Origin of the sequence: Metabacillus sp. 22489 (assembly GCF_052044855.1) — a bacterium.
GTDB lineage: Bacteria > Bacillota > Bacilli > Bacillales > Bacillaceae > Metabacillus > Metabacillus niabensis.
Genome location: NZ_JBQENT010000057.1, coordinates 1 through 17,174 on the forward strand (window position 1 = coordinate 1; position 17,174 = coordinate 17,174).

16 protein-coding genes and 1 riboswitch are annotated in these 17,174 nt (G+C 34.5%); of the genes, 15 read left to right on the forward strand and 1 reads right to left on the reverse strand.

The genetic code is table 11. The annotated features are described in order from the left end of the window. The first annotated feature begins 223 nt into the window (after positions 1-223). The 15 genes from ACTJJ9_RS23195 (at position 224) to ACTJJ9_RS23265 (ending at position 16,536) form a co-directional block, all read left to right on the forward strand. Positions 224-1,572, forward strand: a protein-coding gene (locus tag ACTJJ9_RS23195; RefSeq protein ID WP_145585434.1) for an IS1182 family transposase whose coding sequence is annotated in 2 segments (ribosomal slippage) — positions 224-788 and positions 788-1,572 — 1,350 coding nt in all. Because the reading frame shifts where the segments join, the coding sequence is not laid out codon by codon here. A 359-nt stretch (positions 1,573-1,931) separates the two neighbouring features. Continuing rightward, positions 1,932-3,083, forward strand: coding sequence for a D-alanyl-D-alanine carboxypeptidase family protein (locus ACTJJ9_RS23200; protein WP_440768917.1), 1,152 nt, complete (start codon positions 1,932-1,934; stop codon positions 3,081-3,083). Further along, on the forward strand, positions 3,076-3,663 hold the full coding sequence (locus ACTJJ9_RS23205; RefSeq protein WP_095301082.1) for a nucleoside recognition domain-containing protein: 588 nt from the start codon (positions 3,076-3,078) through the stop codon (positions 3,661-3,663). The genes ACTJJ9_RS23200 and ACTJJ9_RS23205 overlap by 8 nt, the downstream gene beginning before the upstream one ends. Before the next feature lie 5 nt (positions 3,664-3,668). Further along, positions 3,669-4,199: a spore maturation protein gene (locus tag ACTJJ9_RS23210; RefSeq protein ID WP_145584499.1), complete on the forward strand. Its 531-nt coding sequence runs from the start codon at positions 3,669-3,671 to the stop codon at positions 4,197-4,199. 208 nt (positions 4,200-4,407) lie between these two features. Further along, positions 4,408-5,142 (forward strand): 23S rRNA pseudouridine(2605) synthase RluB, encoded by a 735-nt coding sequence (gene rluB / locus ACTJJ9_RS23215; RefSeq protein WP_095301084.1) that lies wholly within the window; start codon positions 4,408-4,410, stop codon positions 5,140-5,142. Between the two features lie 90 nt (positions 5,143-5,232). After that, positions 5,233-5,754, forward strand: a complete 522-nt coding sequence (gene resA, locus ACTJJ9_RS23220) for a thiol-disulfide oxidoreductase ResA (RefSeq protein ID WP_095301085.1) — start codon at positions 5,233-5,235, stop codon at positions 5,752-5,754. 16 nt (positions 5,755-5,770) lie between these two features. Then, the gene (gene resB, locus ACTJJ9_RS23225) at positions 5,771-7,393 is read left to right on the forward strand and encodes a cytochrome c biogenesis protein ResB (protein WP_145584501.1); all 1,623 of its coding nucleotides are present in this window, start codon (positions 5,771-5,773) and stop codon (positions 7,391-7,393) included. Positions 7,394-7,406: 13 nt separating this feature from the next. After that, entirely contained in the window at positions 7,407-8,582 is a 1,176-nt protein-coding gene (ccsB, locus tag ACTJJ9_RS23230) for a c-type cytochrome biogenesis protein CcsB (protein ID WP_145584503.1), read from the forward strand. 177 nt (positions 8,583-8,759) lie between these two features. Beyond that, the gene (locus tag ACTJJ9_RS23235; protein ID WP_095301088.1) at positions 8,760-9,482 is read left to right on the forward strand and encodes a response regulator transcription factor; all 723 of its coding nucleotides are present in this window, start codon (positions 8,760-8,762) and stop codon (positions 9,480-9,482) included. Beyond that, positions 9,479-11,278 carry an ATP-binding protein gene (locus ACTJJ9_RS23240; protein ID WP_145584505.1) on the forward strand — a complete coding sequence of 600 codons (1,800 nt, stop codon included), beginning with the start codon at positions 9,479-9,481 and terminating at the stop codon, positions 11,276-11,278. The genes ACTJJ9_RS23235 and ACTJJ9_RS23240 overlap by 4 nt, the downstream gene beginning before the upstream one ends. Before the next feature lie 206 nt (positions 11,279-11,484). Then, entirely contained in the window at positions 11,485-12,060 is a 576-nt protein-coding gene (locus ACTJJ9_RS23245) for a cob(I)yrinic acid a,c-diamide adenosyltransferase (RefSeq protein ID WP_145584507.1), read from the forward strand. 262 nt (positions 12,061-12,322) lie between these two features. After that, positions 12,323-12,871 carry an RNA polymerase sigma factor SigX gene (sigX, locus tag ACTJJ9_RS23250; protein ID WP_095301091.1) on the forward strand — a complete coding sequence of 183 codons (549 nt, stop codon included), beginning with the start codon at positions 12,323-12,325 and terminating at the stop codon, positions 12,869-12,871. Then, positions 12,849-14,027: a hypothetical protein gene (locus ACTJJ9_RS23255; protein WP_145584510.1), complete on the forward strand. Its 1,179-nt coding sequence runs from the start codon at positions 12,849-12,851 to the stop codon at positions 14,025-14,027. Before sigX ends, ACTJJ9_RS23255 begins: the two co-directional genes overlap by 23 nt. Positions 14,028-14,347: 320 nt before the next feature. Beyond that, the gene (locus ACTJJ9_RS23260) at positions 14,348-15,289 is read left to right on the forward strand and encodes a M23 family metallopeptidase (RefSeq protein ID WP_145584512.1); all 942 of its coding nucleotides are present in this window, start codon (positions 14,348-14,350) and stop codon (positions 15,287-15,289) included. A gap of 291 nt (positions 15,290-15,580) precedes the next feature. Then, positions 15,581-15,790, forward strand: a riboswitch (FMN riboswitch). 167 nt (positions 15,791-15,957) lie between these two features. Further along, positions 15,958-16,536, forward strand: a complete 579-nt coding sequence (locus tag ACTJJ9_RS23265; RefSeq protein WP_141231534.1) for an ECF transporter S component — start codon at positions 15,958-15,960, stop codon at positions 16,534-16,536. 138 nt (positions 16,537-16,674) lie between these two features. On the opposite strand, the gene ACTJJ9_RS23270 is transcribed toward ACTJJ9_RS23265, so the two are convergent. Next, positions 16,675-16,923: a ferredoxin gene (locus ACTJJ9_RS23270; protein WP_095301095.1), complete on the reverse strand. Its 249-nt coding sequence runs from the start codon at positions 16,921-16,923 to the stop codon at positions 16,675-16,677. Between the last annotated feature and the right edge of the window lie 251 nt (positions 16,924-17,174).

Genomic DNA, 17,174 nt, shown 5'->3' on the forward strand with positions numbered 1-17,174 from the left:
TTTAGGTCTGGCCAGTAGAAGTAGTACACATGGGGAACCGTTCAGAAGCCCTTTAGGGTTTGGTCAGTAACAAAGGCTTTCAGCCGCAGAGAAAACCACCCGTTATCACGGGTGGTCAGGCTGTCGAGAAACTCTCGACAGTCTTTATTTTTTGCTTTTGCTTCACTAATTCACCGCGTTAATATGATATAATATAGTTAATATTACTAGGATGGTGGATGGTATGTTCAAACCGAAAAAAGAATCACAAAATGAAGCTGAATTTGTTTTTATTGAGGACTTGGTCCCGGAGGATCATCTTCTAAGAAAGGTTGATAAGTACATTGATTTTTCTTTTATTGGGGAGAAAGTCCGTCCCTTCTATTCAGAGAAAAACGGGCGTCCTTCGGATCCAATTATGCTATTTAAGATGATGTTCATTGGTTATTTTTATGGCATCCGCTCAGAGCGACAATTAGAACGCGAAGTCCAGATGAACGTGGCATACCGATGGTTCCTTGGCTTAAAGCTCAATGACCCCGTTCCGGATCATTCAACCATCAGTTGGAACCGACGAACTCGTTTTAAGGATACAAACATCTTTCAAGAAATCTTTGATGAAATTGTCCTTCAAGCTATCAATCATAAAATGGTCGGTGGAAGAGTTTTATTTACTGACTCCACTCACCTTAAAGCAAATGCCAATAAGCACAAGTTCACTCGTGAAGAAGTAGAAATGGAGACTCGTGAATACATAGATGAACTCAATAAAGCTATTGATGAAGACCGATCAAACCACGGAAAAAAGCTCTAAAAGATAGAGAGGAGGTGACAGAGACAAAAGAAATCCGAAAAAGTACAACCGATCCGGATTGTGGCTTTATGTCCAGGGATAACAAGCAGGAAATGTTCTGTTACCTTGACCACCGAACAACGGATATGAAGTTTAATATTATAACTGATGCCTATGTTACTCCTGGAAATGTCCATGACTCTGTCCCTTACCTTTCTAGATTGGATCGCCAGATTGAACGATTTAGATTTAAAGTGGAAGCTGTAGCACTAGACTCAGGTTATTTAACGAATCCCATTTGTAAAGGTCTTCACGACAGAAGTATTTTTGGCGTCATTGCCCACCGAAGATTTCAGCCCACAAAAGGACTTTTCCCAAAGTGGAAGTTTACTTATGACAAAGAAAAGGATGTCTATGTTTGTCCGAATGGCCAGGAGTTAGTTTATCGCACTACAACAAGAGAAGGATATAGAGAATATAAGTCGGATGCTAAAAAATGTTCGGAATGCCCACTCCTGAAGGAGTGCACAAGGTCAAAAAACAAACAAAAGGTCATAACACGCCATGTGTGGGAAGACTTCAAGGAGAAGGTACGCCTAAACAGACTCTCCCTTTCCGGAAAAATGCTTTATAAACTTAGAAAAGAGAAAGTCGAGCGAAGCTTCGCAGATTCAAAAGAACTGCATGGGCTTCGCTATTGCCGGTTACGGGGCTTGCACAACGCGAGTGAGCAAGTGTTACTCACCGCAGCGTGTCAGAATATGAAAAAGATCGCCATGCACCTAGCCAAGCTAGGGTAATTGTGACGATCCTTGTTTTTTTACATAAAAATGATGGAAGGCAGTGAAAAAAATAAATAATAAACCAAAAAAAAAGCTTGTGGAAGAAAATATAGTGCCTTTCTCCACAAGCTGACCACCCGTTATCACGGGTGGTTTTTATTTAGTGGTACGAAAAAATGCAGTTAAGGGCACTCGAATCTTTAGTGAAAAGCAAAACAGGATTCGTTTACTAAAACTTATATTCATATTTGGATAGCAAAAAGAAATAAAAGACTTACATTTTAAAACGTTAGAATCTAGCTTAAGAAAATTTTTCATACATAAGCTTTGTCCACTTGCATAAACTTGTACAAAACAAGTAAGAGGACGTGATTGTTTTGCCGTACATAAAGAAAGTTACAACAGGAATGATCATCTTATTCCTACTTTTGACCGTTTTGCCACACCAAACACTCGCTCTTGGTGTTAGCGCAAGAACTGCTATTTTAATAGAGCAAGAATCCGGGAGAATTCTTTATGAAAAGGATGCTCATAAAAAAATGAGAATAGCAAGTATTACAAAAATTATGACTGCGATACTTGCAATAGAATCCGGTAAGCTTAATGAAACTGTTACTGTAAGTGAACGGGCAATACAAGCGGAAGGTTCTTCACTTTACTTACAAAAAGGTGAAAAAATAAAACTAGAAGATTTAGTATATGGGCTCATGCTGCGCTCGGGGAATGATTCAGGTGTAGCCATTGCTGAGCATGTAGGAGGTAGCTTAGAGGGATTTGTCGTGATGATGAATCAAAAGGCACAAGAAATTGGCATGACGAACACACATTTTTCCAATCCACATGGTTTAGACGATCATGAGGATCATTATTCAACCGCATATGACATGGCGATATTAACTCAGTATGCGATGCAGAACGAAACATATCGGAAGATTTCAAGTACGAAGGTTTACCGAGCACCAAATCCAAATGAAAAATGGGATAGAGTATGGCGTAACAAAAATAAGTTGTTAACAAGTATGTATAAATATAGTACTGGCGGTAAAACAGGTTATACGGTAAGAGCAAAACGAACATTAGTGTCAACGGCTTCAAAGGATGAGATGAATACAATAGTAGTTACCTTAAATGATCCGGATGATTGGACAGACCATATGAATTTACACAATTATGCTTTTGAACAATATGATCTTGTTAAATTGAAAGGTCAAGGAACACTTAATAAAATTGGAAACGATTTTTACAAGGGGAAGGTATTTATAAAGAGGGATATAGTTTTCCCATTAACAACCAAGGAGCAATCAAAAGTAAAAATTGATATCCAATTACAAAAACCTGAGAGGGATTGGAAGAAAGTGGAGAATGTACCGAATGTTGTTGGAGAATTATCTGTAAATATAGCTGATAAAAATGTGGCAAATGTTCCTGTGTATTTTGACAATGGAGAAGTCGAAAAGCCAAAAGGTTCATTTTGGGAATTATTTAAACGAATATTCTTTATAGCATCAGGAGTAAATCAGCATGGTTAACTTAATATGGATGCTATTAACAGTCATCGGAATTGTTTTTGCCATGTTTAATGGAACAATGGATCAAGTAAATGAAGCAATATTTAAGGGTGGAAAAGAAGCAGTTACCATTTCAATAGGTCTAATTAGTGTACTAGTCTTTTGGTTAGGTTTAATGAAAATCGCTGAGGCAGCTGGCTTGCTTGAAAAGCTTGGAAATCTATTTAAACCAATTGTATCAAGACTGTTCCCTGAGGTACCAGCTGATCATCCTGCAATGGGGTATATGCTATCAAATATGATGGCGAATTTATTTGGCTTAGGAAATGCTGCAACACCATTAGGAATAAAGGCAATGGAGCAATTAAAGGTTTTAAATGGAAATTCTGATAAAGCAAGTCGCTCAATGATTACCTTTTTAGCGATTAATACATCTAGTTTAACTTTAATTCCAACAACAGTCATAGCCATCATGATTACCTATGATTCTGCAAATCCAACGAGCATTGTCGGACCGACGTTACTTGCAACATGTATTTCCACAATCGGAGCTATCCTTATTGATCGTTTCTTCTATTATCGTAGAAAGAGAAAAGGGTGATAGATATGGGGATAATTAATATTATTTCACTATGGTTAATCCCAATTATAATTGGTTTTATCTTAATCTATGGAACTGTAAAAAAAGTACCAACCTATGAAACTTTTGTTGAAGGTGGGAAAGAAGGAATTAAAATTTCCTTTTCGATAATTCCTTATTTAGTCGGAATGCTTGTATCAATCTCCATTTTCCGCGCATCAGGGGCATTAGAGGCACTAATGAATGTAATGAAGCCTGCACTAGAAGTGCTTCATATTCCTGCTGAAATTGTTCCACTTGCGTTTATTCGACCAATTTCAGGAACTGCGGCATTAGGTTTAACTTCAGATATAATAGCAACATATGGACCAGATTCATTTATCGGTGTATTAGCAGCGACAATGCAAGGAAGCACTGATACAACTTTGTATGTATTAACGGTTTATTTTGGAGCTGTCGGAATTAGAAAAATGGGTGATGCATTAAAGGTTGGGCTATTAGCTGATGTTGTTGGGATATTAGCTGCAATAATTATTGTTTCGATCTTATTTTCTTGATTGTTATATTATATTTAAAGAATGGCTACTCGATTTTGGGTAGTCTATTTTTATTGTTTATAATTGAAAGTAAGACAACGATATATCTTAATAAATATGGTATGATGAGTAAGCACATTTTTCATAACTATAAATGATTTGGAAATGAAACTATCCAAAACTTGTGAATATGGTAGGAAAACTGTAATATGTTTACGAGGTGAATGAAATGGAACGCTTACAAAAAGTGATTGCTCATGCAGGAATTACATCAAGAAGAAAAGCTGAGCAAATGATTTTAGAAGGTAAAGTGAAAGTGAATGGAAAGGTTGTTAAAGAGCTTGGGGTGAAAGTGAGTGACCAAGATCGAATAGAAGTTGAGGGAATTCCGTTAGAACGTGAGGAACCAGTATATTTGTTACTATATAAGCCAACTGGAGTTATATCAGCGGCAAAGGATGATAAAGGTAGAAAGGTTGTAACAGACTTTTTTCCATATATAAAACAAAGAATATACCCAATTGGTAGATTAGATTATGATACTTCAGGTTTGCTTTTACTTACAAATGATGGTGATTTTGCAAATAGTTTAATGCATCCTCGTTATGAGGTAGAGAAAACCTATGTAGCAAAGCTTAAGGGAATACCTCCTCGCGAAAAAATAAAACAATTAGAAAAGGGAATTCATCTTGAAGATGGTAAAACAGCTCCGGCTGTTATCAAGGTGCTTTCAATTGACAAGAAAAAACAAACAAGTATTGTTGAAATCACAATTCATGAGGGACGAAATCGTCAAGTTAGAAGAATGTTTGAAGCAATAGGGTATCAGGTTCAAAAGCTTAAACGAGAACGTTATGCATTTTTGGATTTAAAGGGATTAGCAACCGGGGATTCTCGGGAACTGACGCCACATGAAGTAAAACAGCTACGTGCGCTTGCTAACCATGGAACCGGACGAAAGTAATTTTTCACATAAACTTCAAAAAAAATGACTAATCATGTATTTAGATAATGGTATAATTCTACTGAATGTTTAAAAGTAGGTGAATTCGGAATGAAAAAGAACCGATTAATTATGCGCTCAATTATACTAGTTCTACTTATTGGTGCACTTGGGTATACCTTATATTCAAACTTCTTTGTTACAAAAGAGGAAGTGAAAATTGGTAGCGTTGCCCCGGATTTTGTATTAAAGGATCTTGAGGGGAATGAACACCGACTGTCAGATTATCGCGGTAAAGGCGTTTTCTTAAATTTTTGGGGTACTTGGTGTGAACCATGTGAACGCGAAATGCCATATATGGATAACCAATATGATTATTACAAAAATCATGGTGTTGAAGTATTGGCTGTTAACATAGCAGAGTCAAATATTGCAGTTGAAAGCTTTGCTAATGAACTAGATTTATCATTCCCAATCGTCTTAGATAAAGATAAACAAGTGTTAAATGCATATGGGGTTGATCCTTTGCCTACTACGTTTTTAATCAATCCCGAGGGAAAAGTTGTACATATTACTTCTGGTTCATTAACGGAAAGAATGGTAAGGGACTTTATGGAAGAGATAAAACCTTAAATGGGGAGTTTTCAGCATGAATAAGGTAAAATGTGAGTGTGGTCATGTTAATCCAGAAGGAACAATATTATGTGAATCATGCGGAAATACAATCGCGGTTCGTGAGAAAACTGATTCAAAAAAATTACTGGATATGAAATATGATGGTTCAGCAAGACGTTCACAAACATATAAAAAAACAATTGTTGATAAAATTTGGAATTTCTTTTCGTCTGTTAAAGTAGGGGTTTGGATTATTGTGCTTCTACTTATTGCATCTGCATTAGGGACTGTTTTTCCACAGGAGCTATATATCCCACCAACTGTAACTGCAAGTGAGTTTTACAAAGATGAATACGGTATTCTAGGTCAGCTTTATTATATGTTAGGATTTCACAATTTATATGGTTCATGGTGGTATATGGTTTTAGTCGCTTCATTAGGTATTTCACTTGTTATAGCAAGTCTAGATCGCTTTGTCCCGCTTTATCGTGCTTTAAAAAAGCAAGGTGTAACGAGACATGAATCATTCATGAAGCGACAAAGGCTTTTTAGCGCTACGAAAACCAATGAGTTACCAGCAGAAATGATTAAAGAACGTCTAGCTGCTAGACGTTATAAAATTAGAGAAGAGAATGGTAATATATTTGCGGAAAAAGGAAGGTTTTCTAGGTGGGGTCCTTATGTAAACCACTGTGGATTAATTATTTTCTTAATAGGTGCGATGCTTAGATTTGTTCCAGGGATGTATGTAGATGAGGTTCTTTGGCTAAGAGAAGGAGAAACAGCAGTTATTCCTGGTACTGATGGGAAATACTATTTAAAAAACGAAAAATTTATAATGGAAGTTTACGAGAAAGATAAAGAAGATGAAGTTTTTGAAGATGCAATTTCACGTGTCGGTGATGGAAGCGTTGTGAAAAACTTTCAATCGAACGTTATTTTATATGAAAGAAAGGGAGAGATCGTTCACGGTGCAACACCAGAACTTGAAGAAATTCAGAAAAAACAGATTCGAGTAAATGAACCGCTGAAATTTGATTCTTTTTCTCTCTATCAAGTAGATTATAAACTGAATGAACTAAATAAGATGACCTTTAGTTTAATAGATAAAGAAACAGAAGAAAGCTTTGGGCAAATAACAGTTGATTTACTTGATCCACAAAAGGAATACGATTTAGGAAATGGATATAAGGTTGAAATCGCAACATATTTACCAGATTTCTATTTTGATGATGATGGCGAACCTGCAACAAAAACGAGGGTACCAAATAATCCTGCATTTGTTTTTAATATGATTACACCAGATAAACCAGAAGGTGAGACAAGCTTTGTTGCAATTCAGCAAACGATTGAACCAAATGGTGATAACAAATATAAGCTGAAATTTGAAAATGTAGAAACGAAAAATTTAACAGCTCTTACTGTAAGAAAAGATTTAACACTGTGGATTTTAGGACTTGGTGGAGCAATCTTTATGATAGGTGTAATTCAGGGGATGTATTGGAATCACAGAAGAATATGGATTAAGAAGAGTGAAGATGAAATATTAATCGCAGCACATACTAACAAAAACTGGTATGGAATTCAAAATGAAATGAAAACTATATTCAAAGATACAGCGCTAACAATACCAAAGGAACAGAAGGACGAGTCATAAAGGAGGGGAAAATGTGGCAGCACTAAGTAGTACATTACTTGAAATTGCTTTTATCCTTTATTTAGTGGCCATTTTTCTATTTGGAGGTTCAATACGCGATAAGCGAAAAAAAATAGAAAAAGTAAGTAAATGGACAGTTTTAGCTGTTGGCACAACCATTGCTGGATTTATTGCAAATATCGGCTATTTTATTACTAGGTGGATTGCCTCAGGGCATGCACCAGTAAGTAACTTGTTTGAGTTTGCTACAGCATTTGGGATGATGCTTGTTCTAGCTTTTATTATTCTATATTTCATTTATAAAGTTGCAATTTTAGGGTTGTTTACATTACCGATTGTTCTTTTATTAATTGCATATGGGAGTATGTTTCCGTCAGACATTACACCATTAATTCCATCATTGCAAAGTCATTGGTTATATATTCATGTAACGACAGCTGCACTTGGTCAAGCGATTTTAGCTATTAGTGCGATTGCTGGAATTATTCACTTAGTGACTGTAGTAGACCAAAAGAAATCGTCGAAAAAAACGTTTTGGCTAGAGAGTATTATGTATGTGTTAGTTGTAACCCTTGGATTTATCCTTATTACAACTATCTTTAGAAGTTTTGATTATCAAGCGGATTTTAACTGGGTGGATAAAGAAGGAAAAGAAGCGGTTATGTCTTTTCAATTGCCTGCACTTGTAGGACCGAACGAGGGCGAATTAGTAACAGAAGGACGCTTTGAACCACTTCTTGAATTACCAGCACTTATCTCAGCTGCAAAACTAAATACTGTTATTTGGTCTGTTTTAATTGGTACAATATTATATGGTATCTTAAGACTTATTTTTAGAAAACGAATATCTGCAGTAATCAAGCCGTTTACTAAAAATGTGAACCTTGAACTTGTGGATGAAATAGGTTATCGTTCTGTTGCTATCGGGTTTCCAATCTTTACATTAGGTGCTCTAATATTTGCGATGATTTGGGCGCAAATTGCCTGGACACGCTTTTGGGGTTGGGATCCGAAAGAAGTATGGGCCCTAATAACTTGGTTATTTTATGCAGCATACTTACATTTGCGACTGTCGAAAGGGTGGCATGGTGAAAAATCTGCTTGGTTAGCAGTCATTGGTTTTGCTATCATCATGTTTAATCTAATTTTCGTGAACTTAGTTATTGCAGGCTTGCATTCTTATGCATAAGAGAAAAATGTAAAAACTAGAGAGAAAGTAATATAAAAAGTGTAAAAGTAAGAAATTTTGTAGTACACTGCTATTAAAGCCTTCACTCTCTTGCAGTGAAGGCTTTTTACTAATATGTTAAAATTGCTCCAATTCAACATGAATATATTGAGGCTTTAAATTTAGGAGGCAGATAAAATGGAAGAGAACCATAATGCAAAGATATTAGTTGTAGATGATGAAGAGAGAATCCGTCGTTTGTTAAAGATGTATTTAGAGAGAGAAAATTATGAGATTATCGAAGCTGAGAATGGAACAGAGGCACTTGAATTAGGATTAAATAATGATTTCGATTTAATCATGCTTGATATTATGATGCCTGGAATTGATGGGATTGAGGTTTGCAAAAAGTTAAGAGAAAAAATCGCCACTCCGATTATTATGCTTACTGCAAAAGGAGAAGAAGCAAATCGTGTTCAAGGCTTTGAGGTTGGAACAGATGATTATATTGTAAAACCATTTAGTCCTCGTGAAGTTGTACTCCGTGTAAAAGCTTTATTACGTCGAGCTTCTCAAACTTCATATTTAAAAACAGAAACGAAAACAAAAAATGTTATTGTTTTCCCACATCTATCAATTGATCATGATGCTCATCGGGTTACAGCGGATGGGTCTGAAGTAAGTTTAACACCGAAAGAATATGAACTTTTATACTTTTTAGCAAGAACACCAGATAAGGTGTATGACCGAGAAAAATTATTAAAGGAAGTATGGCAATATGAATTTTTTGGTGATTTAAGAACAGTTGATACACATGTAAAACGACTTCGTGAAAAACTAAGTAAAGTATCTCCAGAAGCTGCAAAAATGATTGTAACCGTTTGGGGAGTAGGATATAAGTTTGAGGTTACTAATGCATGATTCTATTTAGAAGTGTTGTTGGGAAATTATGGGCAACAATATTGTTATTAGTTTCGTTTGTCTTATTCGTCCTAACTGTTTTGATGCTTGAGTTTATTGAAAATTATCATGTTAATGTTGCTGAGGAAGAATTAAATCAATTGGCGACAAAAGTATCGAATATAATGGAAAGGCATCAGGATCGAGATTTAGCAATATCTATTTCAAGGGAATTGACAGATGATTTAACAGATATCCTTATTATCGAGAATGAAAAGGAAAACGAGATCTTGTCAAATAAGTCTGATAAAATCCCTCATTTGCAATATAAAAATATACAAAATGATCCTGAATTACGAAAGGTTTTAACAGATCGAAAAGAAGTAAGTAAACGAACGAATTTGGTTAACACTATAAATCAGGTAGAGAATAATGAAGATGAAGTACTCATTGTCGGAATACCATATAAAGATAAGGATAATGAAAATGGTGCGGTATTTATTTCCCAGTCTTTGCTGGCTGTTCAGGAAACAACAAAACATACAACACAATTTATCTTATTAGCTGCAGGCATAGCGATTGTCTTAACAACTATTTTTGCATTCTTTCTTTCAACAAGGATTACGTATCCGTTAAGAAAAATGAAGGAAGTAGCACAAAACTTAGCTAGAGGCGAATTTGATACTAGTGTACCGATAATGTCAAATGACGAAATTGGTGATTTAGGAATTGCATTTAACCAAATGGGAAAACAATTAAAGTTTCATATAAATGCGTTAAGTCAGGAAAAGGAACATTTAACAAATATATTAAGTAGCATGGCTGACGGAGTTATTACGTTAAATATTGATGGATCAATTCTCATTACAAATCCACCTGCCGAACGTTTTTTACAAGCTTGGTACTTTGAGCAAGGAAAGAATGTTCAAAAACATCAAGAGCTCCCTATTGAAGTGAAACAGTTATTTGAATATGTTGTTACGATGAATAAGGAACAGGCTCATGAAATAACTTTACAAGGGAGAAGCTGGGTTATACTTATGAGTCCCTTATATAATCAATCATATGTTCGTGGAGCAGTTGCAGTTCTTAGAGATATGACAGAGGAACGCCGTTTGGATAAATTAAGAAAAGATTTTATTGCAAATGTTAGTCATGAATTACGAACTCCAATTTCAATGCTCCAAGGATACAGTGAAGCGATCGTCGATGATATTGCAAGCTCTGAGGAAGAAAAAAAGGAAATTGCGCAAATTATATATGATGAATCATTACGAATGGGAAGATTAGTAAACGATCTATTAGATTTAGCGAGAATGGAAGCCGGGCATATTACGTTAAATCATGAGACCGTAAACGTTGAACAATTTATCGATAAAATTGTACGGAAATTCCAAGGTATTGCGAGAGAAAAATCGATATATATCGAGGGGAAAATTCAATTAGTTGAAAAAGAGTACGTTTTTGATCCAGATCGAATCGAACAAGTTTTAACGAATTTAGTTGATAACGCAATAAGGCATACAGCTGAAAATGGATCCGTAATTATTAATGTTGATATGAAGGAAAATGGTTTAATGATTCGCGTTAAGGATTCAGGTAGTGGTATTCCAGAAGAGGATTTACCTTTTGTTTTTGAAAGATTTTATAAGGCAGATAAAGCAAGGACTCGTGGAAGATCAGGAACAGGATTAGGCTTAGCGATTGCTAAAAATATCGTTGAAGCACATCATGGTAAAATTCAAGTTCATAGTAAAATAGGTGAAGGTACGACATTTAGTATCATCCTACCACGAAAAAAGTTGGAAGCTGAATGATTTTGCCGAACAATCTTGTTTCATAAGGAACATGGAATGGACCTATAACCTATTGCTTTCAAATTACATTAATACAGTTTTAAAGTTGAAAACAGACTAGACTTAAATATTATAACTAACTGTATGAAAGATATCACTTCAAAAAGCTAAAAGGTAGTAAGAAATACAATAAACTAAATATGAATTTATTACTAGGAGTGGATGAAGTGAAATTATATACAAAAACAGGTGATCAAGGGCAAACAAGCATTATAGGAGGAAGAGTTGAGAAAGATGACATACGTGTGGAGGCATATGGAACGATAGATGAAGCAAACTCCTTTATTGGGCAAGCAATGACATTGTTAAAGGATGAGCAGTTTGCTGATATTTATCAAGAGTTAGTAAAGATCCAGCATGAATTATTCGATTGTGGAGGAGACTTAGCTGTTGTAAAAGAAAAATATCCTTATAAAACGACTATTCAAATGGTGGAATATCTTGAAGAACGAATTGATCATTATGTTAAGGAAGCACCAGAGCTTGAAAAGTTTATTTTGCCTGGAGGTAGTGGTGCGTCAGCAGTATTACATATTGCAAGAACGGTTGTTAGAAGAGCAGAACGTTGTACAGTCACTTTGCAAAAAGAAGTAGAGATTAATCAGAATGTTTTGATTTATCTAAACCGATTATCTGACTATCTTTTTGCAATAGCAAGAGTTATTAATTATCGTTTAGGTGTCCGTGATATTGAATATGAAAGAAGCGCATTAGTCTTTAAAACAAAACCTTCTAAAGAATAATTCCTCTATACAGAAAAGTCGAAGGACAACGACTCACCACTAGTTGGTACTTTATAAAGTGGTGAGTCTATTTTTTTGATTGCTTAAGGAATTTAAAAGTTAGTAAATAATAGAAAAATCTATTCGTAGTTTGATAGAAATTATGCTAAAGTAAATATTAGTTAATTACAAATGTTACATTAATATTACATTAATATTTCTGGTTGCTATTTTGCAACTTTTTTAATTCCTTTTCGACTAATTTAGAAATGGAGGGGCATTCATGGAGGATACCTTTCAAAGATTATATAGTAATTATCATCATGATTTATTTCAATTTTTATTTTATATGGTGAAAAATCGTGAACAAGCTGAAGATTTAGTTCAGGAAGTATATATACGTGTATTAAAAGCTTATGATAAGTTCGAAGGTAGAAGTAGTGAGAAGACTTGGCTATTTTCTATAGCTAGGCATGTGGCAATTGATAGCTTTCGCAAACAAAAGACAATAAGGCAAAGAATTATCGATAAATTTGATTGGGATAAACAGCAAATTCAAGATCATCAGCCATTACCAGATGAAATTGCGTTACAAAATGAACAGATCCAATGGATGTATCGTGCGTTAGATCATTGTACGTTAGATCAGCGTTCCGTGCTTATTTTAAGATATTTGCAAGACCTATCGATAACTGAAACTGCTGAAGCATTAGGCTGGACAACTAGCAAGGTTAAAACGACACAACACAGAGCGTTAAAACATTTACAAAAACATATGATTAGCATCTCTGAAAAGGAGGGGCATTCAATTGAAAAAACCGGATTGGAATGAGAAACAGATTGAACGTCTTTTAAATCAAATGCCACTTGTCAAAGATAAACAAACTGCAGATGAGATTTATCAGTCTATTCAATTTAAAATACAATCGAGAAAAAAGAAAAAAAATTGGATTGCGCCTTCGATAGCAACTGCTGCTGCACTATTCCTTATCGCAATATTAACACCACTTATTCTGGAACAAGGTGCAAAAGAACAAGAAACTGCAATGGATTTATCTAATTCAGAGAAGGCAAAAATCGAGACAGCAGTTCAGGATGATGGTCAAGCGAGTGAACAGACTATTTCAAATGATAAGAATGAAGATGTTGACCATCAACTAAATCAAGTATTGATGGAAGATCAGAAAGAAACATTTGTGACAAAGGCAAGTGAAGCAGAAGATATAATAACTGTAGGCTTTACAAATGATCAGGCGGAGCTAATTTTACCGGTAAGTCTTGAATTAAATGATAAGAAGAAAAAGATCGAGGTAATAGAGGAAATAAAACCGGAGATTTACAGTGATGAGCTTGGACCTATCTCCTTTGAATTATCAGGGGCAGAAATAGATGAAGAAACAAATAATGAAGAGGTTAATATTGATTATCATAAAGATGTACAGATAAGCGGAAGCAGTGAAGAAACGTTATTTCTAAATTCTGTAATTGAAACGTTTAGATGGGATAATTATAAAAAAGCAAATTTATATACAAATGATAAACAAGGAATAGAGCTTTCGAATTATGGTGTGAAAAATGAAGTAGAAATGCAGAAAGAATTAAAGAAGGCGTATTTTCTTTACCAATACAGTGAAGAAACACAAAAGCTTCTAGTACCTTCTCCAAATTCATATGATTCTATTGAACAAGCAATAGATGCGATGAAAACTGGATTGGATCATGAACTAAAGCCAACAATAGTCAATCATATTATAATAAAAAATATTTTTGAAAACGGCGAGCAATTAGAAGTAGAATTTGAAGCTGGCAGCAAATTTGAGGATAATCAAGAATTTGTTATTATGTTAGAATCCATTTTGCTTTCCGCAAAAGAGTTTGGTTTTAAAACAGTCTATTTTAAAGGAATTGATATTAATCATATTGGTGTTATGGATGTAGCACACCCAATTGAAGTACCGTTTTCACCAAACCCAATTGAAGAACATTAAGAGGCTCTTTGTATATGAGCCTCTTTTTTATATTTAAATAAAAAAATGAATTTTATAAAAGAAATACTGTAAGAGCAAAATGGATGTATAATGTGGAAAATTATGTTATATACTACACTTGTTCTTTTTTATAACCCGTCTACATACAATGGACGTGTAGTTTAAAAAAGAGTAAATTGTTTTGTTGTCCTATTATTGAATTCAAGCCTAAGCATAATTGTACGAAAGTAGTGCATGCTGGTGAAGTGTGGTCAGGTTAACTTCTAAGATGATCACTGTTAGACCATGACGAAGAGCAAAAAATGTAGGGGGAGAATGAAATGTTGAAAAGTATAAAACATATGGTTTTGTTGATTGTTGCTATAGTATTTGTTACGGCGGTTGGGAATCAAAAGATTGCTTTTGCTAAATCATACATAGACGAGTTGGAGCAACACTGGATTCAGCCTGTTCATGGAGGGAAAATAACAGATACATTTGGTACTAGAAATGGGAATCACAAAGGTGTTGATATTGCAGCACCTGAAGGAACGGAAATAATTTCTGTGTCAGATGGAGTTGTCTCTAAGTCCTATTATTCTGATTCTTATGGACATGTTGTTTTTGTACAACATCCTGAAGGGTATGAAACTGTTTATGCTCATCTCAGTAAAAGGTTAGTTAAAGAAGGAGAGACTATAAATAAAGGACAGCTACTAGGTATTATTGGAAATACTGGGGTATCAAGGGGGACTCACCTTCATTTTGAATTACATAAAGGAGAATGGACCGCTGAAAAAAATAATGCGCTTGATCCGTTATTTGTCTTTGAATTACCAAGTAATTCTGTATCAGCAAATAAAAACATTGAAAATCCAACTTCCGAAGAACAAGCTGTTAAGCATAAAGCGATGAAGACTGAAATGAATAATTCAATAGTGGGAAGAAGTAGTATAAAACAAGAAAAAAAAGATACTGAGAGCAATAAACAAGTAGTAACAATTAAAAAGGGAGATACATTATGGGAATTCTCACAGAAATATAAAGTTTCGGTTCAAGCCATACAAGAATGGAATCAACTTCAGTCTGATCTGATTTATGAAGGTGATAAGCTAGTTGTTTATGTAAATAAAATGGAAACCTATGTTGTGCAAAAAGGTGATACACTACAGTCAATTGCGAATGAATATAAGACCGATGCAAATTCAATTAAAAAGAATAACCAATTGATAAATGAAACCATTTATCCTAATCAAGTATTGGTTATTAACCCTAATACATAACGTAGGCACATTTATACTGGCAGTTATCCCCACCTATAATAAAAGCTTTTAAGAAGAAGTGATTGGTGGGGACAACTGGCAGTATAAACACTAGATATTAGGTGCTTATTTCTAGATAGCTTCCATTGTTTTTTACAATTGTACTTCATATAAAATACTCCATAGTTTAATTCATTTTAATTAAAATAATTGAAAACGCTTCCTAATTCCTTCTATTATATATAGTCATTTTTCCTAAGCAAATTAATATACAAATCATCTATTTCGTTATATACTTATGAAAAAAATATGATCAATCTTCGGGGCAGGGTGAAATTCCCGACCGGCGGTGAAGAAATGGATTAATCCCTAAGTTAATCTTGTTGGGGATGCTGTTAGTAGAGCGAATTTTAGCTTTAGCTGATAACAGTAGAAATTTTGAAGTCCGCGAGCCTGCAAGAAAAGGCATGATCCGGTGAGATTCCGGAACCGACAGTAAAGTCTGGATGAGAGAAGATGGAGGTTCAAACGTTTAAATTTTTCATAGTTTAACGTTTATTTAGACATGTCTACAACAATGCCCCAACCTGAGATGTTATGTATTGAGAAACATCTAATTATTGGGGCTTTTTATTATGTCTAAAACAAGAACTTTCTCTTTTTCAAGTGCGATCAGAAAAGGAGAGTCAATAATGCAACAAAGTCGTGTCAGAAAAAATGTAACAGTAGGAATGTTAAGTACCATTGCTTATCTGCTTATGATGCTTGATTTTCCATTTCCAGGATTTCCAACGTTTTTGCAGATTGATTTTAGTGATGTACCAGCTTTAATTGCTGCAATTGTATTTGGTCCTGCAGCTGGAATAATGGTTGAAGTAATAAAAAATGTACTACATTATTTAATTCAAGGAAGTGCGACAGGTGTTCCTGTGGGGGAAATATCTAACTTTATTGCTGGAACTATATTTATCATTCCAACAGCTGTATTTTTTAGACGCTTTAGAAGTATGAAGGGACTTTTTATAGGATTAACAATTGGTACTTTATTGATGACAATCGTTATGAGCATTTTAAATTATTATGTCTTTATGCCAGCTTATACATTATTTTTAAATATGCCAGCAATGTCTCAAGAGTCACTAAAACAACTTGTTGTCGCAGCTATATTACCTTTTAACTTAATAAAAGGGGTAATTGTTGCAATCTTACTCGCAGCATTAATTTCAAAAATTAAAACATGGTTAACAAATCAATTACTAATCCATTAAAAAGGTTTTTATAAATTGTTTCTTACAGTAACAAAGTTAATTAACGAACCTAGTCAAAAGAAAAAAACCTCAGATTTATCAGAGGTTTTTTCTTTTTATTTTTTAATGGGCTCGTCTGATACAATGAAACCCCAGCATCTATTCAAATTTTAATGCGTCACCATCAAATTTTTCATCTGCAATTTTGATTGAATCTGTTGGACAACCTTCATATGCGTCCATCATATCTTCTTCAAGTACTTCTGGAACTTCTACAATACCTTGGTTATCATCTAAGGTAACGTAAGCGATACCTTCATCATCATAATCATAAATATCTGGTGCAGCAGCGCCACATGCACCACATGCGATGCAAGTGTCCTTGTCTACGATTGTATATTTTGCCATTTAAAACAAACCTCCTGATAAGATTAATACCATATGTTCATATGATAGTACTTAAAATAATGAATTCAAGTAATACATATTGTATTACTTTACAGTGCCTAACTAGTATTGTAAATCGGATTTTTGGACTTTTCAATAAAAAAACGTTGGTTATGTTGCTTTTCACAAAATTTCCATTGTTAAGGTCATGCTATTAGCTAAGATGGAACCAAAGGATAAAGGTCGACAAATCTTGGTCATTTGAAAGTCTA

What these genes read in the sequence shown, in the direction of transcription:
- ACTJJ9_RS23260 (WP_145584512.1), top strand. Translation starts at nt 14,348, where the DNA reads ATGTTGAAAAGTATAAAACATATGGTTTTGTTGATTGTTGCTATAGTA.
- resB (WP_145584501.1), top strand. Translation starts at nt 5,771, where the DNA reads ATGAATAAGGTAAAATGTGAGTGTGGTCATGTTAATCCAGAAGGAACA.
- rluB (WP_095301084.1), top strand. Translation starts at nt 4,408, where the DNA reads ATGGAACGCTTACAAAAAGTGATTGCTCATGCAGGAATTACATCAAGA.
- ACTJJ9_RS23240 (WP_145584505.1), top strand. Translation starts at nt 9,479, where the DNA reads ATGATTCTATTTAGAAGTGTTGTTGGGAAATTATGGGCAACAATATTG.
- ACTJJ9_RS23270 (WP_095301095.1), bottom strand. Translation starts at nt 16,923, where the DNA reads ATGGCAAAATATACAATCGTAGACAAGGACACTTGCATCGCATGTGGT.
- resA (WP_095301085.1), top strand. Translation starts at nt 5,233, where the DNA reads ATGAAAAAGAACCGATTAATTATGCGCTCAATTATACTAGTTCTACTT.
- sigX (WP_095301091.1), top strand. Translation starts at nt 12,323, where the DNA reads ATGGAGGATACCTTTCAAAGATTATATAGTAATTATCATCATGATTTA.
- ACTJJ9_RS23205 (WP_095301082.1), top strand. Translation starts at nt 3,076, where the DNA reads ATGGTTAACTTAATATGGATGCTATTAACAGTCATCGGAATTGTTTTT.
- ACTJJ9_RS23235 (WP_095301088.1), top strand. Translation starts at nt 8,760, where the DNA reads ATGGAAGAGAACCATAATGCAAAGATATTAGTTGTAGATGATGAAGAG.
- ACTJJ9_RS23210 (WP_145584499.1), top strand. Translation starts at nt 3,669, where the DNA reads ATGGGGATAATTAATATTATTTCACTATGGTTAATCCCAATTATAATT.